At 31.7% G+C, this 24,948-nt stretch carries 20 protein-coding genes and 1 pseudogene; 10 read left to right on the plus strand and 11 right to left on the minus strand.

The window, feature by feature from the left end:
• The first annotated feature begins 74 nt into the window (after positions 1-74).
• Positions 75-2,477, plus strand: a complete 2,403-nt coding sequence (locus B3M86_RS09030; RefSeq protein WP_286494820.1) for a heavy metal translocating P-type ATPase — start codon at positions 75-77, stop codon at positions 2,475-2,477.
• A 60-nt stretch (positions 2,478-2,537) separates the two neighbouring features.
• On the opposite strand, the gene B3M86_RS09035 is transcribed toward B3M86_RS09030, so the two are convergent.
• The 3 genes from B3M86_RS09035 to fumC form a co-directional block, all read right to left on the minus strand.
• Positions 2,538-2,966, minus strand: a complete 429-nt coding sequence (locus B3M86_RS09035; protein WP_286494819.1) for an RES family NAD+ phosphorylase — start codon at positions 2,964-2,966, stop codon at positions 2,538-2,540.
• 2 nt (positions 2,967-2,968) lie between these two features.
• Positions 2,969-3,403, minus strand: a complete 435-nt coding sequence (locus B3M86_RS09040; RefSeq protein ID WP_038334185.1) for an antitoxin Xre/MbcA/ParS toxin-binding domain-containing protein — start codon at positions 3,401-3,403, stop codon at positions 2,969-2,971.
• A gap of 128 nt (positions 3,404-3,531) precedes the next feature.
• The gene (fumC, locus tag B3M86_RS09045; RefSeq protein WP_180904387.1) at positions 3,532-4,929 is read right to left on the minus strand and encodes a class II fumarate hydratase; all 1,398 of its coding nucleotides are present in this window, start codon (positions 4,927-4,929) and stop codon (positions 3,532-3,534) included.
• A gap of 136 nt (positions 4,930-5,065) precedes the next feature.
• Between fumC and B3M86_RS09050 the strand changes: the two genes are divergently transcribed.
• The gene (locus B3M86_RS09050) at positions 5,066-5,272 is read left to right on the plus strand and encodes a hypothetical protein (protein ID WP_291075873.1); all 207 of its coding nucleotides are present in this window, start codon (positions 5,066-5,068) and stop codon (positions 5,270-5,272) included.
• A 50-nt stretch (positions 5,273-5,322) separates the two neighbouring features.
• Here B3M86_RS09050 and B3M86_RS09055 read toward each other — a convergent pair whose 3' ends face one another.
• The gene (locus B3M86_RS09055) at positions 5,323-5,775 is read right to left on the minus strand and encodes an SRPBCC family protein (RefSeq protein WP_115000556.1); all 453 of its coding nucleotides are present in this window, start codon (positions 5,773-5,775) and stop codon (positions 5,323-5,325) included.
• A gap of 104 nt (positions 5,776-5,879) precedes the next feature.
• On the opposite strand from B3M86_RS09055, the gene pafA reads away from it, so the two are divergent.
• The 6 genes from pafA (at position 5,880) to B3M86_RS09085 (ending at position 12,427) form a co-directional block, all read left to right on the plus strand.
• Entirely contained in the window at positions 5,880-7,526 is a 1,647-nt protein-coding gene (pafA, locus tag B3M86_RS09060; RefSeq protein WP_286494818.1) for an alkaline phosphatase PafA, read from the plus strand.
• Between the two features lie 406 nt (positions 7,527-7,932).
• Positions 7,933-8,994, plus strand: a complete 1,062-nt coding sequence (locus B3M86_RS09065; protein ID WP_286494817.1) for a linear amide C-N hydrolase — start codon at positions 7,933-7,935, stop codon at positions 8,992-8,994.
• Between the two features lie 54 nt (positions 8,995-9,048).
• Positions 9,049-10,218 carry a porin gene (locus B3M86_RS09070; protein ID WP_286494816.1) on the plus strand — a complete coding sequence of 390 codons (1,170 nt, stop codon included), beginning with the start codon at positions 9,049-9,051 and terminating at the stop codon, positions 10,216-10,218.
• Positions 10,219-10,288: 70 nt separating this feature from the next.
• Entirely contained in the window at positions 10,289-11,065 is a 777-nt protein-coding gene (locus B3M86_RS09075; RefSeq protein WP_286494815.1) for a hypothetical protein, read from the plus strand.
• A gap of 21 nt (positions 11,066-11,086) precedes the next feature.
• Positions 11,087-11,524 carry a copper resistance protein NlpE gene (locus B3M86_RS09080; RefSeq protein ID WP_286494814.1) on the plus strand — a complete coding sequence of 146 codons (438 nt, stop codon included), beginning with the start codon at positions 11,087-11,089 and terminating at the stop codon, positions 11,522-11,524.
• A 69-nt stretch (positions 11,525-11,593) separates the two neighbouring features.
• Complete coding sequence (locus tag B3M86_RS09085; RefSeq protein ID WP_291048214.1) at positions 11,594-12,427, plus strand: sulfurtransferase; 834 nt, start codon at positions 11,594-11,596, stop codon at positions 12,425-12,427.
• Positions 12,428-12,489: 62 nt separating this feature from the next.
• On the opposite strand, the gene ctlX is transcribed toward B3M86_RS09085, so the two are convergent.
• The 5 genes from ctlX to B3M86_RS09110 form a co-directional block, all read right to left on the minus strand.
• On the minus strand, positions 12,490-13,437 hold the full coding sequence (gene ctlX / locus B3M86_RS09090) for a citrulline utilization hydrolase CtlX (protein WP_286494812.1): 948 nt from the start codon (positions 13,435-13,437) through the stop codon (positions 12,490-12,492).
• Between the two features lies 1 nt (position 13,438).
• Positions 13,439-14,353 carry a dimethylarginine dimethylaminohydrolase family protein gene (locus B3M86_RS09095; RefSeq protein WP_291048210.1) on the minus strand — a complete coding sequence of 305 codons (915 nt, stop codon included), beginning with the start codon at positions 14,351-14,353 and terminating at the stop codon, positions 13,439-13,441.
• Between the two features lie 78 nt (positions 14,354-14,431).
• Positions 14,432-15,409 carry an amidohydrolase family protein gene (locus B3M86_RS09100; protein WP_125349365.1) on the minus strand — a complete coding sequence of 326 codons (978 nt, stop codon included), beginning with the start codon at positions 15,407-15,409 and terminating at the stop codon, positions 14,432-14,434.
• A gap of 466 nt (positions 15,410-15,875) precedes the next feature.
• Complete coding sequence (locus tag B3M86_RS09105; protein ID WP_038335788.1) at positions 15,876-16,157, minus strand: hypothetical protein; 282 nt, start codon at positions 16,155-16,157, stop codon at positions 15,876-15,878.
• A 43-nt stretch (positions 16,158-16,200) separates the two neighbouring features.
• Positions 16,201-18,435 (minus strand): RelA/SpoT family protein, encoded by a 2,235-nt coding sequence (locus tag B3M86_RS09110; RefSeq protein ID WP_291048205.1) that lies wholly within the window; start codon positions 18,433-18,435, stop codon positions 16,201-16,203.
• Positions 18,436-18,796: 361 nt separating this feature from the next.
• On the opposite strand from B3M86_RS09110, the gene B3M86_RS09115 reads away from it, so the two are divergent.
• Complete coding sequence (locus B3M86_RS09115; protein WP_115000246.1) at positions 18,797-20,704, plus strand: AMP-binding protein; 1,908 nt, start codon at positions 18,797-18,799, stop codon at positions 20,702-20,704.
• Positions 20,705-20,801: 97 nt separating this feature from the next.
• Positions 20,802-22,673 (plus strand): Nramp family divalent metal transporter, encoded by a 1,872-nt coding sequence (locus B3M86_RS09120; RefSeq protein ID WP_291075875.1) that lies wholly within the window; start codon positions 20,802-20,804, stop codon positions 22,671-22,673.
• A gap of 57 nt (positions 22,674-22,730) precedes the next feature.
• On the opposite strand, the gene B3M86_RS09125 is transcribed toward B3M86_RS09120, so the two are convergent.
• Positions 22,731-23,249: an ankyrin repeat domain-containing protein gene (locus B3M86_RS09125; protein WP_291074434.1), complete on the minus strand. Its 519-nt coding sequence runs from the start codon at positions 23,247-23,249 to the stop codon at positions 22,731-22,733.
• Between the two features lie 61 nt (positions 23,250-23,310).
• Positions 23,311-24,834 (minus strand): annotated as a pseudogene (locus B3M86_RS13880) (catalase).
• Between the last annotated feature and the right edge of the window lie 114 nt (positions 24,835-24,948).

Here is a 24,948-nt window from a genome sequence, read left to right on the forward strand (position 1 = left end):
TGTAACTTTAACCTCTAATTATATAATACTTTCTCGCCAAAATCTTTGGAAATTTGTCCCATAAAATTACTGTTATGAATGCACTAACACTTACTATACCGATTATCAATTTGAATTCAGAAAAAGATGTTGAACTCATCAATAAATTACTTTCTGAAATAGAAAATCTTGATGAATATGCTGTGAATTTAGATGCTAAAACGATTAACGTTTCGGCAAAGAAATTATGGAAAGTTTCCCCTAAAATCTACGAAACTTTAAAGCAAAATAACTTCAAAATAGATTCTGTCGAAAAATCGTATCCCGTTCTCAATATGACGTGTGCTTCGTGTGCGAGTAGTTCTCAAGCGAATCTTAATCGTCAGTTAGGTGTTGTAAATGCGGAAGTGAATTACGGAAATGGAATGGGAAAAATAGAGTACATTCCTACTCTAGTTTCTCCAGAAAATTTGAAAAATGCTTTAGTAGAAGTTGGCTATGATTTGGTGATTGATGAGTCTAAAAATCAAGATGAAGAAATAGAACAACTTCACGAAGAAAAATACAAAACGCTGAAAAATAAAGTGATTTGGGCTTTAATTTTTGGAGTTCCTTTATTTATTATTGGAATGTTTTTTATGGATATGCCTTACGGAAATTACATTATGTGGGCACTTTCTACGCCAATTCTTTTCATTTTTGGGCAACAATTTTTCGTCGGTGCTTGGAAACAATTGAAAAATAAATCGGCTAATATGGATACTTTGGTTACTTTGAGTACAAGTGTAGCCTATCTTTTTAGCGTTTTCAATACATTATTTCCAGAATATTGGCACAGCAAAGGTTTGCATGCGCATCCTTATTTTGAAGCTGCTGGTTTAATCATCGTTTTTATCTTGATTGGTAAATTGATGGAAGAACGTGCGAAAGGAAATACTTCCGAAGCGATCAAGAAATTAATCGGATTACAACCTAATACTGTGTTGGTTGTGAAAGATGGAGATCAGGTTGAAGTGAAAATTGAAGATGTACAAATTGGTGATTTGATTATTGCAAAACCTGGAGATAAAATTGCGGTTGATGGAATTATTGTTTCGGGAGAATCTTTTATCGATGAAAGTTCATTGACAGGAGAACCAATTCCAGTTGAAAAAGGAATTGATGCAAATGTTTTTTCAGGGACCTTAAACCAAAACTCTCCTATTCAATATAAAGCCTTGAAAGTAGGGAATGATACACTTTTGGCTCAAATTATTCAATCGGTTAAAAATGCACAAGGAAGTAAAGCGCCAGTTCAACAATTGGTAGACAAAATTGCAGGTGTTTTTGTTCCGATTGTAATTATTATTGCAATTCTAACGTTCATTACTTGGTTAGTTTTAGGTCAAGAAAATGCTTTTACAATGGCCCTTTTATCGATGATTACTGTCCTTGTTATCGCTTGTCCTTGTGCGCTTGGTTTAGCAACACCTACCGCGATTATGGTTGGAATGGGAAAAGGTGCTGAGCAAGGAATTTTGATCAAAAATGCTGAAAGTTTAGAATTAGCGAAGAAAATTGATACAATTATTTTAGATAAAACAGGAACAATTACAGAAGGAAAACCAAAAGTACAAGAATTGATTTGGTTTGATGATTCTGCTAAAAATATGCTTTATACAATCGAAAATAATTCGCAACATCCTTTGGCAAAAGCGATTACAGAACATATTGGAAAACAAGATATTTTACCTGAACTAAAAATTGAAGATATATCTGGAAAAGGATTGAAAGCTAATATTTTAAATGACACTTATTATGTTGGAAAAACAAGTTGGATTACTGAATTAAATATTCAAATTGATGAAAATGTAAAACAAGCTATTCAAGATTTTTCGATTAAAAATTATACTACTTCTTTCTTTGGAAATGATAAAAAAGTTTTGGGATTAATTGGAATTTCTGATGAAATAAAAGCAACTTCTGTTGAAGCTATTAAAGCTTTTCACGAAAAAGGAATTGAAGTTTGGATGGTGACTGGTGACAACGAATTTTCGGCAAATGCAATTGCAAAACAAGTCGGAATTGATCAAGTTGTCGCAAATGCTTTACCAAATGATAAAATGAGTATTATCAAAGATTTGCAGCAAAAAGGAAAAGTTGTTGCAATGGTTGGTGATGGAATTAACGACAGTGCAGCGTTGGCTCAGGCGGATGTTTCGATTGCGATGGGAAATGGTTCTGATATTGCGATTGATGTGGCAGAAGTTACCTTGATTGGCGGAGATTTGACAAAAATCGATCATGCAATTAATTTATCTACGCAAACGGTCAAAACAATTCATCAAAATTTATTTTGGGCATTTATTTACAATGTAATAGGAATTCCAATCGCTGCTGGAGTGCTTTATCCAATTAACGGATTTTTGTTAGATCCTATGATTGCTGGTGCTGCAATGGCTTTGAGTAGTGTAAGTGTTGTAACAAATAGTTTATTGTTAAAGTATAAAAAGATTTAAAAAAGATTTAAAAAAACTTTAAAATATTCATAAAAAAATCGGCTAAATATTTAGTCGATTTTAATCTTCTAATTCTTTGATTTTAACCTTTGAAGAAAAATCAGGATGTTTTGTATTGATTAAATAATTATATTCTTTTGGAATGATTGACGATGGAACTTTGATAACCAAATATTTAAAATCCTGATACCAAGCAGAACCAATCTCTTGTAACTCGGGATAAGCCTCTACAGATTGCCAATTCTTAGGTAATTTAGACTTTTTAATTTCATAAATTTCATCTTCTTCGCAATCAATTTCTATCACTAATAATTTGTACGAGTTATCAATGCTAATAGAACTTCTATGCACCACCAATTTTAAGGTTGAAAGCGCGCGAGAACTTCCTGCATAAATAACAAATTCATCATTTTTATTCCATCTGTTGGCAACTCCAGAAGCTTGTAATGATTTTGAATATCTCGCTTTACGAATATTGTAAACTAACATTGTTAGACGTTTTCTCCGTATTCTATCGCAGTCAAACGATTATCGATAAATTTCAGACCTGAAACTGTATCAAGAAAATCTGCTGGCGATTTTTTATCTAACAAAACATTAGGCGTCGTTAACCATTTCTCGAAATCATCTTTTGTATTGAAAACCTCCAAACCGTGTTTGTATAAAGAAATCAATAAAACAATATGCTCTTTTGTATTATCTTTTAGAGAAACATCTTTCGTTTTATAATTTCTGTATGTACGCGTTGTGATATTTAACCAACTTGAGATTATTTCGTCTTTTAACGTTGATAATTCATCAAGATATTGAATATATTTTTGATCAATATTATAACGATTTACGTAAAAATAAACACTCGTAAAATCTCTTACTTCAGGGATTTCATTTATGATTTGTTCGTATTTTTTTAGTTTAACAGTTGCCATAATTCTAAACTTTTATTAAAGTTACAATTTTTCCACTTAATAAAGGAACTTTTTCTCAAATTTAAATAAATTTAACAAAAAAAGAGGTTGCCTAAGCAACCTCTTCCTATATAATGATTTAAAAATTCTTATTTCAAAGAACCAACCATATCTTCTGGTTTTACCCATTCGTCAAATTCTTCAGCAGTTACATACCCTAATGCGATTGCAGTTTCTTTTAACGTTGAGTTGTTTTTGTGAGCTGTTTGAGCAATTTCAGCAGCTTTGTAGTAACCAATTTTCGTATTAAGTGCTGTAACTAACATTAATGAATTATCAACTAATTCTTTGATACGAGCATAATTTGGCTCAATACCTTGCGCACAATGCTCATCAAAAGACACACAAGCATCTCCTAATAAACGTGCAGATTGTAAGAAGTTTGCAGCCATAACTGGTTTGAAAACATTCAATTCATAATGACCTTGAGTTCCTCCAATTGTAATCGCAACATCGTTACCCATAACTTGAGCTGCAACCATTGTTAACGCCTCACATTGAGTAGGATTTACTTTACCTGGCATGATAGAAGATCCTGGTTCGTTTTCTGGAATGATAATTTCTCCAATACCTGAACGAGGTCCAGAAGCTAACATACGAACGTCATTTGCAATTTTGTTTAATGAAACAGCTAATTGTTTCAAAGCTCCGTGAGTTTCTACGATTGCATCGTGAGCAGCTAATGCTTCGAACTTATTTTCTGCTGTTACAAATGGATGACCTGTAAATTCAGCAATGTATTTAGCAACTAAAACATCGTATCCTTCTGGCGTGTTAAGACCTGTACCTACAGCAGTTCCACCTAAAGCAACTTCAGATAAATGCTCTAGTGTATTTCTTAAAGCTTTTAAACCGTGATTTAATTGCGCTACATATCCAGAAATCTCTTGACCTAATGTTAATGGCGTTGCATCCATTAAGTGTGTACGACCAATTTTTACAACAGATTTAAATTCTTCAGCTTTCTTAGCTAATGTATCACGTAATTGCTCAACACCTGGAATTGTTACTTCAACAACTGCTTTGTAAGCAGCAATGTGCATACCTGTTGGGAAAGTATCATTAGAAGATTGAGATTTGTTAACGTCGTCATTCGCTTTAAGAACTGGTTCACCTTCTCCAATTTTGAATCCAGCTAAAACTTGCGCACGATTAGCAACAACTTCATTCACATTCATATTAGATTGAGTTCCTGAACCTGTTTGCCAAATTACTAAAGGAAATTGATCATCTAATTTTCCTGCTAAAATTTCGTCACATACAGCAGCAATAGCATCACGTTTTTCAACTGGTAAAACACCTAATTCAGCATTTGCATAAGCAGCAGCTTTCTTAAGATAAGCGAAACCTTCTACAATTTCGTGAGGCATAGAAGCCGCAGGACCAATTTTAAAGTTGTTACGAGAACGTTCTGTTTGAGCACCCCAGTATTTATCTGCAGGAACTTTTACTTCCCCCATGGTGTCTTTCTCAATTCTGTATTCCATTTTGGTATTTTTTATTATTTATATATTGTTTACTTATCTCACAAATTTAAGAAATCGTTTGATGAAAGAAAAGTGATTAATGTTAGTATTTCTATAAATTTTATTTACTAAGTTTGTATCACATAAAAATAAAATCATGATTCAATTTTTAGGTTTCTTATTATTCTTAACAATCGCTTTATGCGGATTCTGGGGTATCATCTTTTTTGCAACGATGGCTATTTCTTGGATTCCATTTTGGGTTGCGAATTTAAGAAAAGAAAAAGCTGGAATAGTAACAGCAGAAGATCCTCGTCTGATTTTACCAAATCAAGAAGGAATCACAGTATTATTCAAAAAATAATAAGCTGTAAAAAAAAATTAAAAGGAACTTGACGAAGTTCCTTTTTTTATTTATTCGACTTTCGAATCTTCTTCATAATTTCCTTCCAAATAATTTTTCAAACTAATTCGGATAATTTCTGTCCAACCAGCTTCAAAACTTTCGCGCGAGAAATTTTTATCATCAGGCGGAAAAGTTTCAATTCCTTCATGAATCAACGTTAATTTTGTTTGCGGAACAATTTCATCTGTTAATTCATCCAAAATAAATGTAACAACAGAATTTCCTTCGTAGACAGGATATTTCCATGTATAAGCTAACAATTTAGTCGGCTCTACTTCTACTATTTTACAGTGATGTAAATACGATCCGCCATAAAACTCAAATTCGAATCCAACTTCTGGAACAAACTTCTTAATATCAAAATACCATTTATCAAAAGCAGATTTTGTCGTTAAGGCATTCCACACTTTATCAATTGAAACATCAAAAATTTCTACTATTTCTACAGGCTTTGCACTCATATTCTATTTTTTTATGATTTTGTTTAATTTACTAATTTTTTAATTATTATTTAAATTTAGCCCAAAATTTAATTGTTACATTTGCTATGTGTAAAATTTTTAAAATGAAATTTAATAAAACTTTTTTAAGTGTTTTAGGGTTATTTGCTGGTCTTTCGCTATATGCGCAACAAGAGGTTAGCCGTCCAAAACTAGTAGTTGGTATCGTTGTCGATCAAATGCGATGGGATTATTTATATCGTTACCAAGATAGATATTCTACAGGAGGTTTCAATCGTATGTTAAACGAAGGTTTTAGCAACGAAAATACCTATATTCCTTATATACCTACTTATACAGCTATCGGTCATAGCACTATTTATACAGGTTCTGTGCCTGCTATTCACGGAATTGCTGGGAACGATTTTATCATTCAAGCAACAGGACAAGAAATGTATTGTACGCAAGATGATGCTGTAAATGGGGTTGGAACTTCATCAAAAGCAGGAAAAATGTCTCCAAAAAACTTGTTAACTTCTACAGTTACTGATCAATTAAAATTATCAACAAATTTCCGTTCAAAAGTATATGGAGTTTCGTTAAAAGATCGTGGAGGAATATTACCTGCAGGTCATTTTGCTGATGCTGCTTTTTGGTTTGATGGAGAATCTGGTAACTGGGTTTCGAGTACATTTTATATGAATGAGTTGCCAAAATGGTTACAAAAATTCAACGATAAAAAAGTTCCTGAAAAATATTTAGACAAATGGAACACACTTTATCCGATTGATACTTATGTACAAAGTGAAAAAGATGGAAATCCATATCGCGAAAATTATAAAGGATTAGATAAAATGCAATTTCCTTATGATTTGAAAGCGTTGAAAAAAGAAAATGGTTTAGGTTTGATTCGCTCTACTCCTTTCGGAAATTCGTTAACAAAAGATATCGCGATTGAAATTATTGATAACGAAAAATTAGGTCAAAATGAGAAAGGAATTACAGATTTTTTAGCGGTTAGTTTCTCTTCTACTGATTATGTTGGACATCAATTTTCTCCAAATACAATCGAAGCCGAAGATACTTATTTGCGTTTAGATAAAGACTTGGAACAATTATTTAATCACTTAGACCAAAAAGTTGGAAAAGGGCAATATTTAGTTTTCTTAACTGCAGATCATGGTGGAGCTCATAATCCTAAATATTTCCAAGATAAAAAAGGTAATGCAGGATACTTTCCAACTGGAGAAGTAAAAAAAGCATTAAATGCTAAATTACAAGAGAAATTCAAATCTACTGATATTGTACGCTCATTGACAAATTATCAGGTTCATTTGAATTATCAAACGATCGAACAAAATAAATTAGACGAAGAAGATATCAAAGAAGAAATCGTAAAGTTTATGCAAAAAGTTGATGGTGTTTCTTTCGTAGCTGATATGGATAAAATTGGAGAAGCTTCTATTCCTGCGATTATCAAAGAACGAATGGTTAACGGTTACAATCGTAAACGTAGCGGTGCTATTACTTATATTTTAGAACCACAATGGTACGGCGGAAAACAAAATGCTGGAGGAACAACACACGGAACTTGGGGGGCTTACGATGCTCACATTCCATTTGTTTTGATGGGTTGGGGTATAAAACATGGTAAAAATAATAACCGTGTTTATATGACAGATATCGCACCTACAGTTGCCGCTTTGCTACATATAGAAGAGCCAAACGGAAATATTGGCGAACCAGTTTCTGAAGTAACAAATCCAAAATAATCTTATAAAAGATAATTCTAAAAACGCAACTTAATTAGTTGCGTTTTTTTTTGTTTCTATAATTATTATTTACTCTATTTCAATTGTTTAAATTTTATAATTAAAGAAATTAACGATTAACATCTATAACATTATTTTGATAAATAATAAGCTCATATTATTGATAATGAGAAAAATATAAATAAGAGGGGGTAATGAGGGATTTGTTTTAAGAGGAAAATCAGCATTTTTCGTTGATTTGTAATAGAAGATAATTATACAAAATCATGAGAAATTATAGAACGTTATAATATTCCAAAAACAACATTGTATAAATGGATAATTTTTAATATTCTGCACAATATTAGTAAAAGAGTATAATTTTCTCCAATTAAATTAATAACTTTAATATTCTAAATACATCATAATGAAAAAGACTTTTTTAAGTAAATTAACTTTGACATTATTTTCTACCAACCTATTTTTTTTATTATCTCCACAACTAGATGCTTGCACAAGAGTTGTCTATAAAGGTCCAGAAAATACTGTAATCACAGCTCGTTCTATGGATTGGAAAGATGAAATTGATGCAAATATTTGGGTTTTTCCTAGAGGTATAGATCGATCTGGCAACGTTGGAAATGCTTCGGAAAAATGGACTTCAAAATACGGAAGTGTAATTGCAAGTGCTTGGGACATTGCGACAACAGATGGCATGAACGAAAAAGGACTTGTTGCGAATGTTTTGTGGTTAGTAGAAAGCCAGTATCCTCAATTTAATCCAAAAGGAACAAAGCCAGGTGTTACAATTGCAGCTTGGGCACAATATGTTTTAGATAATTATGCTACAGTAAAAGAAGCTGTAGATGATTTGAGAAAAGAAAAATTTGTAATTGTTTCTGACTACATTCCAGGTACTCAAAAATTTACAACTTTACATCTTTCAATTTCTGATGCAAATGGAGACAATGCAATTTTCGAATATGTAAACGGGAAATTAAAAATACACCATGATCCTTCTTATACAGTAATGACAAATTCTCCAGTTTTTGATGAGCAATTAGCAATTAATCAATATTGGAAAGGGATTCCAGGAACAATTATGTTACCAGGAACTAACAGAGCTGCTGATCGTTATGTAAGAGCATCATATTACATTAATGCAATTCCGCAAACCGCTGATACTCGCACTTCTACTGCAAGTGTTTTTAGTGTTATCAGAAATGTATCGGTTCCGTTAGGAATTTCTTCAGAAGCAGAACCTAACATATCGTCTACAAGATGGAGATCAGTTTCTGATCATAAAAATCTTGTTTATTACTTTGAAACTACAAAAACTCCAAATACATTTTGGGTTGATTTAAAGAAAATTGATTTTGGTAAAAATGCAAAAACAAAACGATTAAGCGTAAGTAAAAATGAAACGTATGCTGGCGAAACTTCACAACTTTTTAGTGATACAAAACCATTTACATTTGTTGGAATTTAGATCGAAAAATTAATCAATATTTTTCTTGCAAATAGTTCTAAATCAACATTCAATATGATTGCCAATAACAAACATTTTATATCTGCCTTTTTATTATTAGGATCTATTGTTTATGCTCAAAAATCAAATGATACAATTGATATTTCGATAAGACCTTACACTAGTTTGAGAGGTCATCTTGCTGTGCATGATAAAGTAATGGAGCTACAAGAAAATGCCTCTCGTGCTGGAATTGAAATTAATCTAAAAAAAGGAAATATTGCATTTGTAGCTGGTATTGAACTCCAAATAAATATGTTCAAAGGTAACTCGTCGTTTAATGTTGATGGAAATTTAGATAGTGATCTTTTGACAATTGTTTCAGAACAAAAACAACAAGTTTTTGGTAATCGCTTGGGTTACTTAGGTATTGATTTGTCTAAATATGGTAAAATAACATTTGGTAAACAATGGAGTGTTTACCGTGATGTTACAGCTTATACAGATCGTTTTAATGTATTTGGAGGACGCGCTTCTGCAACTTTTACAGGTGGAACAGATGGTGGTTTGCTAGGAACAGGACGAGCAGATCAATCAATAATTTATAGAAATAAAATTAAAGCTTTTCAATTTGGTGCTCAAATCCAAACAAAAGGTGGAAATGATGATAAGATTATTGATGGTTTTGGTTTTTCAGCTCAATTAGAATTAAATCAAAATATTAGTATTGGAGCTGCATTTAACCGTGCTTTTATAGCTCAAAACTTAATTGATGATAATCATATCTTAGGTTTATCAGGACATCCAACTTTTTATTCAATTGGTTTAAAATATACGAGTAAACAATTTGATGTTAGTCTACTTGGAATTTTACAGCAAAATGGTGATTTTATACCTATTTCATATCAATCTGAAAATACAATTAATCCTTCATATGTTTTTGATGCAAAAGGTTTTGAGACAGCGTTGAAATATAAACTAAATAAATTTTCAATTTTAGGAGGTTATAATTTATATGTTCCTGAAACAAAGAAATCTGTAGAAAATATAATCATTGATAAAAATTTCAGACGAAGTGATTTCATTACAGGATTAGAATATTATCCGATGAAATATGTACAATTATATACAGAACAGCGTATCTCTTTTGGTAAAAATTATATTGGTAAAAAAGAACAAAGTGTTTTTACATTGGGAATGAAACTAGATTTATCTAGACAATTTAATAAGAAACTTAACCTATAATAAAACCACAACTAACTTAACTTTTCTCTCTATCATTTGAAATAATTAATAAAACGAAACTTAAAAAATTATGTTTAACTTTTTTCAAAAAAGCACATTTTTAATTCTATTAGCATCAAGTACGCAAACTTTTGCTCAAGACTCAATTCAGCCAGATGATTCTTGGCATTTCAAAGTAGAGCCAAATATGATGTTGCCTCATATGAAAGGAAAAGCGAGTGTTTCTCGACTTCCGAATGTACATGTAAGTCAATCCCCTTCAGACTTTTTTGAGCATTTGAAATTTGCTGGAATGTTAATTTTTGAAGCCGAAAACAAAGATTGGGTGATTACATCTGATATTATTTATGCTTCTTTAGCTGCAAATGTTAAAAAAGACCCTTTAGTTTTGGATGGTAAATTAACAGCAAAACAATTCTCTTTTGAAGCAGGTTTATTGAGAAAAATTACACCTTGGCTAGAAGCTGGTATTAGTATGAACCTTGTAAATATTAAATCTGGATTTGATGTAAATCTAATCAATCCAGTTTCTTTAAAACCAATGCATTTAGATCGTAGTATTTCTAAAACTTGGGTAGATCCAATGTTAGTTGCAAGAACAAGAAGTTTACCAAACAAAAAGTTTTTGTATAATGTTTCTGGAGAAATTGGAGGATTTGGAATCGGCTCAAAATTAGCATGGCAATTAGAAGGATTGGCTGGTTATCAATTCTCTGATTTATTTTACGCAATGGCGGGCTATCAAATCATAAGTATGGACTACGAGAAAGGAAGTAACAATTCCAACTTTGTTTATGATATGGATATGTTTGGACCAATGATAAAAATTGGCTTTAACTTAAAATAATAACCTTAAAATAAATATATTATGAAAAAATTATTTGTATTATGTGCTTTTACAAGCATATTATTCACAGCTTGCGAAAAAAAGACTGAAAGTACTCCTGCCACTGAAAATAAATCATCACAAAAAATCGATGACTCCACTTCTCAATCTGCTTTAGATTGGGACGGAACTTATGAGGGCGTGATCCCTTGTGCTGATTGTGAAGGAATTAAAACAGAATTAACTTTAAATCAAGATAATACATATACCTTAACAGAGGAATATATCGACAAAAACCTAAAGGTTGAAAATCAAGGTAATATTACGTGGACTGATGATGGTAATTCAATTTCATTAAAAACAAAAGACGATGAATATAAACGTTATAAGGTTGGAGAGAATATTTTATTCCAATTAGATTTAGAAGGAAATGAAATTACTGGAGCTTTAGCACAAAATTATCAGTTAAAGAAAAAATAAATAAGATAGATAAGAAAACGTAACCAAAAATGGTTGCGTTTTTTTACTTTTATAAAAAATAAAACAGAAATGACTTTCAATTCACCAATCATATCAACACAAGAATTACATGATAATCTACATCTTAAAAATTTAATTATTTTAGATTGTACGATTGATAAAGTTGGACAATCAATAAAAGATCAAGAATTAAAATTAATTCCGAATTCTCTTTTCTTTGATTTGGAAGGAAAATTTTCTGATCATTCTTCGCAATTTCCTCATACATTTGTTGATGAAGAAACTTTTACAAAAGAAGCTCAAAATTTGGGCATTAATCAAGATTCTATCATCGTTTGTTATGATCGTTGGGGAGTTTATTCGAGTCCGAGAGTTTGGTGGATGTTCAAAGTAATGGGACACAATGAAATATATGTTTTAGATGGCGGATTACCTGTTTGGATGGATAATAATTTTGTCACAACTTCTACTTATTTTCTACCTACTATAAAAGGTGACTTTATTGCTGACTTTCAATCGAATTGGTTTGCTGATACACAAGTTATGTTAAATGCAATAAATGATGATTCAAAAATGATTATAGATGCTCGATCAGAAGGGCGTTTCAAGGGGACTTCTCCTGAGCCAAGACAAGGTTTACGAAGCGGACATATTCCAGCTTCTAAGAATTTATTTTTTGAAAATGTTTTGGCTGATACATCATATAAATCAAAAGAAAAACTGAAAGCAATTTTCGAAAAATTGACAGATTCATCCAAAGAAAATATTTTTTCGTGCGGTTCTGGTGTTACAGCTTCCATCCTAGCCTTGGCTTCGACAATTGCAGGTTTTGATAAGGTAAAAGTTTATGATGGTTCTTGGTCTGAATGGGGCGCTGACGAAAATTTACCGATTGAAAGATAGTTTAAAACTATTTTGCATGATTTACAAATCCGAGTAAAAAACTCGGATTTGTAAATTTTAAGCTAAATGTTTTTATTTTTTGGTAAGAAAACTTCCGCCATCATACAGCGAGCGCTTCCTCCTCCTAATTTTTCAATCAAATCTATCTTAACAGGTAATATTGGATTATAAGCCTCAATTTTAGAAATTTGTTCTTGATTAAGCGAATTATAAGCCGTTTGTGACATCACCAAATATGATTGTCCTAAACCTCCAACTTGCAACATATTGCCAGCAAATTGATGCACTTGTGCTTCTGTAATTGCAATTATTTCTTTTCCAGCTTCTAATAAATACTCACAAACTGTTTTCTTTTCTTTTTTATCATCGATAGAATCCAAACAAATAATCGCATACTTATCTGCAATACACATCATTACATTTGTATGATAAATTGGTTTGCGTTCTCCATTTACAGTTTGATTCGCATGAAAAATAACTGGCGTATATTCTAATTCCTCACAAAATTCAATCAATAAATCTTCATCAGTTCGTTGAGAAATACATGCATAAGCCAATTCATGCTCGCGATCAAGAATAATACTTCCTGTTCCTTCCAGGAAAATTTCGTCTTCTTCTGCCGATGTAAAATCAATCACATCATCAATATGAAAACCTTTTTCTTCCAACAAACTCAATACATCTTCTTCACGACGCTCTTGTCTCCTATTTTTTGCAAACATAGGATATAACACAACATTTCCGTTATCATGAAAAGAAATCCAATTGTTTGGGAAGATTGAATCTGGCGTATGCGGTGAAGCAGTATCTTTGATCGTGATAACATTTACACCTTTTGAACGCAAAGCAGAAACCATTCCTTGAAATTCTTCTAACGCTTCTTTCTGAATATCTTCTTGAGAATCTGTTGTTTCTGTTTGGAAATAATTGTTAACAGCCGTTTCTGGATTGTAATAAAAAGCTGTTGGCTCAACCATCAAAATAGTTGACGTATATTGTTTTTGTTTCATGTTATTTTCTGATTAATGGCATTGTAGAACATCTTAGTAAACCTCCCATTTTAGAAACTTCGCGGTAATTAATTCGTTCCACTTTTATGTTCCATACATTTTCTAAATGATCATTTAAACGTATAAAATTTTTCTCAGAAACAACAACTTCAGGAGAAATTGAAAACACATTTGGATTCATCCAATACATTTCTTCTTTTGTTACTTCGAATAAATTTTCTTTTCCAAAAATATCGACAATTTGCTGATATTCATTCTCAAATAAAAAGCCATCTTTGTAAATAATTGCTTTGTCTTTCCCAACAGGATTGAAAGTGCAATCTAAATGTAAAATTCCTTCATATGGATTTTCATCATTCTTTTTCAATTCAAAATCCAATACTTTTTTATTCGGAAATTTAGCTTTGATATACTTTACAAACTCAACATTTGTACGTCCTGTTTTATAATTTTTGAAATCTGCTTGTTTGTACGTTCCAACAAAAATATAATCGTTATACAAAATCACATCGCCACCTTCTACATAAACTTCTTCTGGTAATGCATTGATTTTATTTCCTTTGAATTGACGTTTTATTTCGCGATACGCTTGCAATTCTTCTAAACGATCTGGAATAATATTCGAGATAAAGAATTCATCATCAATAACAAAACCGACATCTCGAGAGAAAACTTGATTGCAATCTTCGATCAATGTTGGACGTAAAACTTCAACATTATATTTCTTCAAAACTTGTTCAAATTCTGACATTTCCGCAATCAAATCTTCTTCTTTTGGATAATCATTATTCTTTACGGTTTCATAAGATTTGGCATCGAACGTCTGATCAAGTGTTGGATTAGCTCCGTTAGATTCTGCTCGACCCAAGACTACAGTTTGCAGTTGAGCCGTTTCATTCTGTACATTTAATCGCATAATTTATTGTAGTTTTTAATTTTATGTTCCAAAAAAAATCCCGCAATAGCGAGATTTAATTTTGTATAAATATACATTTTATTTTTGAATTCCTAAAGCTTTCAAACCATTTACTGTTGCAATATTTGAAAGTTGTTCCACATCATAAAAGTGACAAGACTCTAGCATTACTCTCAATTCTGTAAGTAAATGACCATCAGAAAAAGGTTTATAAATATCATTAATATTATCTGTTCCGAAGGCAACGTTAATTCCTCTTGGAATCATTTCATCAACTGGCGTTACCGAGTTGTGCGAAGGCGCCAAACGCTCTGTACGATTGTGATCTATCCAAGCAGTTGGACAAGAAACAATGTGCATATCTGCTTTTTTAATTAAATCATATAATTCGTAACGATATTTTCTTGGATGAGCCGCTACAGAAATTGAGTGAACCGCAGAAACTTTTCCTTGCATTCCGTGTTCAATCGTTTTCAAAGCTAATTGTTCCGTTTCTTTTTCTTCGTCTGTGTTAAATTGATCAACATGAACGTGAACCAATTTATTTTTTGCTTTTGCAGTTGATAATAAAATATCTAAATGCTCATCTTCTCGACCGAAATCTTTTGCAGGTAAACCTCCGATAATATCCACAAAATCAGAAGACATATCAAACCATTCGCGCGCTTTTGGATCGATAACTCCTTTCAGTACTTGATTTGCAAAACGCATTTCGATGTCTTTTCCGTAATTATCTTTTAAGCGTTGAGCAGCTTGTATACTACGATCTTCAATCACTTCATCCGCATCAATAAAAGAACCAATTGCTTGACAACCTTGCTCTAACATGAAATTAATCGCTTTTTCCATTCGGAAATAAATATCATCAACAGATGAATTACGTTTCATATCATCAACTAAATGCCATTTTTCTTTTAAGTAAGAATTTGATAATGCGAAAGTGTCCGAAGTCAATGAATAAGCTCTATCTAAGTGTGAATGCGTATTAACCCAACCTCCTTTTTCGTTGATTTTTTCAAGTACTTCTTCAATTGGATTATAGTTCTGTTTGTTCATCGTGAGTTTGTTTGTTTTCGGGATGTAAAATTAACAAGATTATTCAATAGAAATGAAGCGATATTATCAAAAAGATTTCTGTAACTTTGTGCCTTTGTTAGTAACATGAGCAAGCAAAAAAAATCCAACAATAGTTGGACTTTTTTGTTTGTTTATTTTTTTTAAGAAAAAGTTCTATTTTACCATCTGGATATTTTGAATTAGGCTTTGTAAATTTTAAATCATCTACTAAATCCATATTTACTGCAATAAAACTTGCATAATCAACATCTTTTCCGTCAATTGAATAACCTATTTTTAAATCTTTTTTTGGTTAAGAAATGATTAATTTAGAATTTTTAATTCCAGGAATTGTATCATTCAAAGTTTTAGATTGTGCAAAACTCAACAATGGAAGAAATAAAAAAGCTAATAGTAATTTTTTCATATCATTAATATTTGTTCCATAATTTCTCAAACTTTTATGTTATGATTCTTTCTCTTTTTTGGAAACAATATCAATTTTTCCGTTTGGATATTTTTTATCTGTTTTGATTACTGTAATATATTTAATTTCATCTGGACTCATTTTCGTAAAAATACTTTTATCAACTCTCTCTCCATCAATAAAAATTGCAGGTCTACTATTTTCATATTCAGAAATAGATATAGAACTTGGTACAATTCTATTTAAAACTTTTTCATTTGAATTTTCTTGTGCAAAACTCAACATTGGAAGAAATGCAAAAGCTAATAATATTTTTTTCATAAATCGTTAATTTATATAAAGTTAATTAAATATTTTATAAAAACTAATTTTTGTATGTTCGTTTTACAGATTGAATTCCTTCAATATTTTTCATTTCCATCATGATTTTTTCTAATTCGGCTTTATTTTTAACTGAAACTGTAATCTTTCCATCAAAAATACCTGCATCCTCAGATAAATTAATACTATGCATGTTCAACGAGTTATTTTTTGAAATAACTAACGTAATATCACTCACCATTCCAGCTCGATCCAAACCTTGTAACTCAATCAACGCTTTAAATTCTTGTTGAGAAGAATCAATCCATTTCGCTTTTATAATTCTGTACGCATAATTTGCTTGTAACGAAACTGAGTTTGGACAATCTACCTTATGTACTTTTATTCCTTTTGAAACTGTGATAAAACCATATACTTTGTCACCCGGAATTGGATTACAACAACTCGCTAATTCATAATCTAAACGCTCTTCATCATTCCCAAAAACAAGACTATCTAATTTCGTTTTGTCGATAGAAATATTATCTTTTTTAGTTGTATTGAATGTTGATTTTCTGAAACGGTTAATCAATCCTGTGAAACCAGTATTTCGTTCTGCAAATTTACGTAAATCATTGTTGTCAATAATTCCCATTGCAACATTATAAAATACATCTTGACTCGAACTTAACTTAAAGTATTGCTGTAACTGATTAATCGTATTTTCACTAAAATCAACCTTTAAATGTCTTAATTTACGTTGAATAATTTCTTTTCCATCTTCTGCAACTTTACGTTTATCTGAGTTTAAAGAAGCTTTAATTTTACTTCTCGCTTTACTCGTTACAACATATTCTAACCACTCTAATTTTGGTTTTTGTTGTGTTGATGTAATGATTTCTACTTGATCACCACTTTGCAATTGATGCGACAGCGGATACAATTTTCCATTCACTTTTGCACCCAAACAATGGTCACCAACATTGGTGTGAATAGAGTAAGCAAAATCCAACGAACTCGCTCCTTTTGGTAACGAATGCAAGTCTCCTTTTGGCGTAAAAACATAAATCTCTTTGGAGTACAAATTGAACTTGAAATTATCCATAAACTCAATCGCATCCTTAGTATCTTCTTGCTCCAACATTTCACGAACTTGATGAATCCATTCATCAACTTTCGTTTCGTCGTCCGATATATTTTCTTTGTATTTATAATGTGCTGCGATACCCATTTCGGCAACTTCGTCCATTCTTTCGGAACGAATTTGTACTTCTACCCAACGCGCTTGTGGTCCCATAACCGTTACGTGAAGCGATTCATAACCAGTAGTTTTGGGTTGAGAAATCCAGTCGCGCATACGTTTTGGATTTGGAATAAATAAATCCGTCACCAACGAATAAATTTTCCAAGCTAAGAATTTTTCATTCTTTTTATCTGAACGATAAATTACACGAATCGCAAACAAATCAAAAACTTCCTCGAAAGGAATTCCTTGATTAATCATTTTTCGATAAATTGAATTGATTGATTTTGAACGACCTTTGATCTCAAATTCTAAACCTTCGGCTTCAAGTTTTTCTGAAATAGTCTTACAGAAATCATCAATGTATTTTTTTCTTTCGGCTTCAGTTTCTGTTAATTTATGTTCAATATTAAAATATGCATCTGGTTTAGTGTATTTCAAACTCAAATCTTCTAGTTCAGATTTGATGTTATACAATCCCATTCTGTGAGCCAAAGGCGCATATATAAAAATAGTTTCGGATGCTATTTTTAACTGTTTATCCTCTCGCATACTTTCTAACGTACGCATATTGTGTAAACGATCGGCAATTTTGATCAAAATCACACGCACATCTTCAGATAAAGTCAGTAATAATTTTTTATAATTTTCAGATTGTATCGAAACATCTTGTTTATTTAAGACAGCAATTTTTGTTAATCCATCTATAATTTTTGCAATCTTTTTTCCAAAAAGTTTCTCAATATCTTCTAACGTATATTCAGTATCTTCTACTACATCATGCATTAAAGCCGCAGAAATTGATGTAGCACCAAGCCCAATTTCGTCAGCAACAATTTTGGCAACAGCAATCGGATGATAGATATATGGCTCGCCTGTTTTTCTACGCTGATCTTTATGCGCATCAACAGCCAAATCAAAAGCTTTACGAATCAACTTTTTATCTTCATCTGATAAAGTGACATATGTATTTTGAAGCATCTCTTTATAACGTCTCGTTATCTCAATGTTCTCTCTCTCTAATTGTTCGTCTGTAATAACATGAGGCGTATCCATCTTTCTTATGTTTTTGTTGATTTAGAAAAAAGCTTTAATTCCCTTTATTTATCTGCTTTCTTCGAAGGATTAAATATACAATATTTTATTTTTTATTGACTATAATATTCAACTGATTTTATCACGTTTTTTAAGTCTTTATTTTTAATCAATCTAATTTATAACGTACTTTTTACACTATTAATTTAATAATAAAAGTTGATTAATATAATCTGATTTTATCAATTTACAATTATATACTACTTTTTATTGTATAGTTGATAAATAATTAACTGTCCTAAAACAAACATTTTAAACTTTATTATTAATTCTAAACATTTTTCTAACTTAACAAAACAAATAAAACACAGCACACACATAAATGGATTACAAAACTTTATACTCAAAAAGTATTGAAGAACCTGAACTTTTTTGGAAAGAAGAAGCGCAGAAATTAGCATGGTCAACTTACCCTGAACAAATCTTAAAACAAAATGAAAACGGATATTATTCGTGGTTTGTTGACGGAAAAATAAATATGAGCCGTTTGGCTTTGGAGGAAAATATAAAAGCTGGACGCGGAGAACAATTTGCTTTAATTTACGATTCTCCTGTTACAGAAGTTGTTCAAAAAATTACGTACAATCAGCTTTTAGAAAAAGTAAGTCGTTTTGCAGGAGGTCTTACATCCTTAGGATTATCAAAAGGTGATACAGCAATTATTTATATGCCTATGATTCCAGAAGCAATTGTTGCGATGCTTGCTTGTGCGAGAATTGGTGTAATACATTCTGTTGTTTTTGGAGGTTTTGCAGCGCCAGAATTAGCTATTCGTATTGATGATGCTCAACCTGATGTTATTATTTCTGCGTCTTATGGAGTAGAAATTAATCGTCAAATCAACTATAAACCATTGATTGATGAAGCAATTGAATTAACACTTTACAAACCAAAAAACATTGTCATTTTTGAACGTCCAAATCACACCGATGATTTATCAGCAGAAAACGTTCATACCTATGATGAAATGTATCAACATCAACCTATAGAACCTATCGAAGTTCCAAGTACACATCCATTATATATTTTGTATACTTCTGGAACAACTTCTACGCCAAAAGGTGTCGTACGCGATACAGGAGGTTATGCAACTGCACTAAATTCGACAATGAACTATTTTTATGATTTAGAACCAGGTGATACAATTCTTACTGCAAGTGATATTGGTTGGGTTGTTGGACATTCCTATATCGTTTATGCGCCGTTAATTTATGGTGTTACAACGGTTATTTATGAAGGAAAACCAATCAAAACTCCTGACGCTGGAGCTTTTTGGAGAATGGTTGAAGAACATAAAATCAAAAATGTTTTCACAGCTCCAACAGCAATTCGAGCAATTCGAAAAGAAGATCCAGAAGGAAAATTATTCCAAAAATACGATACGTCAAGTCTGAAACGTTTATTCTTAGCAGGAGAACGTTGTGATACATCTACTTATTATTGGTTAAAAGAAATTTCAAAATTACCCGTTATTGATCATTGGTGGCAGACAGAAAGCGGCTGGCCAATGTTAGGAATTTGTGTTGGAATCGAAAATATAATGCCTGAACCTGGCGCAGCTGGATTACCTGTTTTTGGGTATAATATAAAAATTGTAAATGAAGAAGGACAAGAAAATGATATACGAGAGGAAGGTTCTATCGTGATTCAGCTTCCACTTCCTCCTGGTTGTATGACAAGTTTATGGCGAAATGAACACCGATTTATAAAAGGTTATTTTCAACAATTTCCGAATCATTATTTAACTGGTGACGGAGGTTTTAGAGATGAAAATGGTTTTGTATTTATTACAGGTCGAACTGATGATATTATTAATGTCGCTGGTCATAGGTTAAGTACTGCAACAATGGAAGAATTGGTTTCTTCTCATCCTGATATTACAGAATGTGCGGTTGTGGGAATTAAAGATGAATTGAAAGGTCAAATTCCAATAGGTTTGATTGTTACAAAAGAAAACGCATCAAAATCGGAAGAAGAAATCGAAAAAGATTTGATTGCTTTATTACGCAAAGAAATTGGCGGAATTGCCTGTTTCAAAACATCTATAATAGTTAACAGACTACCAAAAACACGAAGCGGAAAAATATTACGCAAAACTTTATCTCAAATTGCAGACGGAACACCATTCACAATTCCATCTACAATTGATGATGCTACAGTTTTAGATGAATTAATTCACGAATTTTCAAGAAGAAACGTAGGTCTAGCCTTTGCGATTTCGTCAATATAATCCATTTTATTCATTCACTATTTCAAAAGCAGTAATTCCTACTATTACTGCTTTTTTTATTCATTTTTACATAAATTTGAATTAGAAATATCATTCAATGCCAAATCAATCCAAATCATTAGAAGATGTGCACGAAAGTGTTCAAATCAAAAAAGGAAAGTTTAGAAAAATCCTAAGTTTTTTTGGACCTGCCTACTTAATAAGCGTTGGTTACATGGATCCGGGAAACTGGGCAACCGATTTAGCAGGCGGCAGCCAATTTGGTTATACTTTGATTTGGGTTTTATTGATGAGTAACATAATGGCTTTGTTATTACAAAGTTTATGTACACGTTTGGGAATTGTTCGACGAAAAGATTTGGCGCAATGTAACCGAGAAACTTATCCGAAAGGAATGAATCTCATCTTGTATATTTTAGCCGAAATAGCTATTGCAGCTTGTGATTTAGCAGAAATTTTGGGAATGGCAATTGGTCTAAATTTACTTTTTGGAATAGATTTGATCTATGGTGTTTTAATCAGTTTCTTAGACACTTTTCTCCTACTTTATCTTCAAAAATTAGGCATGCGAAAAATGGAACTTTTCATTGTTGGTTTAATCACGATGATTGGTTTATGTTTTTTAACCGAAATGTTTTTAGCAAAACCAGATTTTGGAGAAGTTGCAAAAGGATTTATTCCATCTATTCCAAATAGCGCTGCATTGTATATCAGCATTGGTATTATCGGCGCAACTGTAATGCCGCATAATCTTTATTTACATTCTGCACTCGTCCAAACGCGGCAAATAAAACGCGATGATTTTTCAATCAAAAAAGCCTTCAAATATAACTTTTGGGATAGCGCAATTGCTCTGAATTTAGCCTTCTTTGTCAATGCTGCAATCTTAATTTTAGCTTCATCCGTATTCCATAAAAACGGCTATCACGATGTTGCAGAACTGAGCGATGCTTATAGATTATTGGGGACAACTTTAGGAACAGATTTGGCTCCAAAATTATTCGCAGTTGCTTTAATTTTAGCTGGACAAAGCTCTACAGTTACAGGAACTTTAGCTGGACAAATTGTGATGGAAGGATATTTACATCTACGTATTAATCCTGTTTTGAGAAGAATTTTGACACGATTATTAGCCGTAGTTCCAGCAGTTGTAGTCATTCTTATTTTTGGAGAAAAAGAAGTCGGTTCTTTACTAATTTTCAGTCAAGTTATCCTAAGTATGCAATTGGCTTTTGCGGTAATTCCGTTGATTCATTTTGTGAGTGATAAAGCGAAAATGGGGAATTTTGCAATCAATACAACAACCAAATTTTTTGCATGGACAATCGCTTTTATTATTTCATTTCTGAATGCGCAATTGGTGTATGAAGAAGTTAATAAATGGATGGCAAATAGTGAATCTTACACTTTAAATATTTTTCTTATAGCGTTAGAAATAGGACTTTTAGTTTTATTATTGCTGACATTTTTTATTCCAATTATGTTGAAGAAAAATGAAGAACATCAAAAGGAAATTCATGAACCATTTGAGAAGTTTACGTTAGAAGAAATTTCGAATCAACATTTCAAAAAGATTGTTGTTGCGTTAGATTTTTCGAAAACGGATAGAAAAGTGATTAATTATGCGACACAATTAGCTACTACAGAATCTACCATTATTTTGGTTCATATTGTCGAAAGTGCTTCTGCAAAATACACGGGAGAGCGTACGAATGATGAAGAATCTCTGTCAGATTTGAAACGTTTAGAACAATATGCAGAGATCATTCGACCTTTGTTTAATGAAACTAAAATCGAATTAGGTTACAATAATCGAATCAATTCAATTGCTGAAATTTGTAAACGAAATCAAGCAGATTTGTTGATTGTTGGTTCGCACGGACACCGAGGTTTTATGGATTTTATTTTTGGAGAAACGATTAATAAATTAAGGCATCGCGTTAATATTCCGGTCTTTATTGCAAAATAATAAAAAGCCATTCAGAATTTTTCTGAATGGCTTTTTGATTAGATTAAAATATAAAAATTATTTGATCGATAATAATTCAATCATTTCTTTATTTTCTTGTAAAATAGCATGATCTAAAGCAGTTTTACCATTGTTATCTTTAATGTTTAAATCTGCACCAGCTTCGATTAGTTTTTTGGCAATTTCGTTTTGACCAAATGTTACAGCAAAAATCAAAACAGAAGCTCCATTAAAATTCACTTGATTAACATCAGCCTTATTCGCAATTAGTAAATTTACCATTTCAGGAAATCCTCTAAAGGCGGCTCCCATCAACGCATTGTTTCCAGATAAATCTTGCGCATTAGGATTTGCTTCTTTTGATAATAATACTTTCGCAGCGTCTGAACTGTTATTATAAATCGCTAAAATTAAAGGTGTAAATCCACGTTGATTTGCTTCATTTACATGCTTTCCATTAGAAATTAACTCTTCTATTTGCTTCACATTATTTTCTCTCGCCGCACTAAACAAATCTTGTGTATAAATAGATGAAAAACTGAATAGAAATAAGGCTAAAAATATATACTTTTTCATGATAATATTGATTTTATGAAAGTCATGGAGTCGAACTCTATCGACTCCAAACCAATAGAAATTATTTTGGTAAATATTGCTTTACATTGTTCATAGAAGTATTTGTAGCCTTCATCAAACGTGTTCCATATTCTGTATTTGCTTGGTAAAAATGTGCAATCATTTTATGAACAATTACTTTATTTTTAACCGATTTTAAAGCTCCAGATAAATTTTTGATTAATTTATCTTGATCTTTTTTAGAGAATGATTTGTACAAATCTCCAGCTTGTACAAAGTTATTTTCCTTTATCAATGACATGCTGAGTTGTTATAGCTCCTGCAGGAAAAAAAGATTTTGAATATTTGAATTTTGCATTATCTACAACCTCAGGAAGATTAGTTGAAGGTTGATAATTTACATCACCTTTTTGCTCACGGATCGACATATATCCGTCTTGATTATATGTTTTTACACTTTTTTTAGTGCATTAACAGGAATTTGTTAGAAATTACCCGTTAAACGATGACGTTGCGTATCAGAATAGGAAAACATACGACCTTGTAACAATTTATCTTCAGAAGCTTCAATTCCTGGAACCAACGTAGCTGGAGCAAATGCTGCTTGTTCAACTTGTTGAAAATAATTCGTTGGATTCTCATTCAATGTCATTGTTCCAACTTTAACTAATTTTGCAACAGATTTTGGCCAAATTTTCGTTACATCAACAGGATTGAAATCTAATTTATCAAAATCTTATCGTTTCAATAATTGAACATATAAATCCCATTTCGGAAAGTTTCCTTTGTCGATTTCATTACGTAAATCTTATGTTGCATGTTCTATTTCAGTCTATTGAATTTTATTCGCATCTTCTTGTGTTAAATTTTTCGTTTCTTGTTAAGGTAACCATTTGTATTTCACATAAGTTACTTCACCTTTTGCATTTACCCATTTGTAAGCATGTACACCATTTCCTTCCATTTGACGAAAATTTGCAGGAATTCCGTAATCTGAAAACAATCACGTTAAGATATGCGTGGACTCTGGTAAATTAGAGAAAAAATCAAATACACGATTTGGATCAGATGCGCCATTTGTTACAGGAGATGGCCTGAAAGCATGTACCATATCTTGGAATTTGATCGCATCCCGAATAAAGAAAACAGGTAAATTGTTTCCAACTAAATCGTAATTTCCTTGTTCTGTGTAAAATTTCACAGCAAATCCACGTGGATCACGATAAGTTTCTGGTGAACCTTGTTGATGCGTTACAGTTGAAAAACGTACAAATAATGGTGTTTTTTTACCAGCTGTAGACAAGAAATCAGCCATCGTTACATCAGAAAAATCTTTATCAGCTACAAATTCTCCAAAAGCTCCAGCTCCACGCGCATGAACAACACGTTCTGGAATACGTTCGCGATCAAATGTTGCTAATTTTTCAATTAAATGAATATCTTCTAGTAAAACTTGTCCGTTATTTCCAATTGTTTTAGAATTTTGATTTTCTCCAAGTGGAGCGCCTGTGTTTGTTGTTAATTGTTGCGCAAATCCAATCGTAGAAAGGAATGCTAAACTTAATACTAAACTTCTTTTGATTATAATTATAGTTTTATTCTTTATTTATCATTTTAAGACAGAGCAAAACTAAACCGGATACAATTATAAATCAAATCTATAAAAACTATGAGATATAATTAATTTTTATAATAATTA

The organism is Empedobacter sp. UBA6305 (assembly GCF_002440405.1).
Classification (GTDB): Bacteria; Bacteroidota; Bacteroidia; order Flavobacteriales; family Weeksellaceae; genus Empedobacter; species Empedobacter falsenii_B.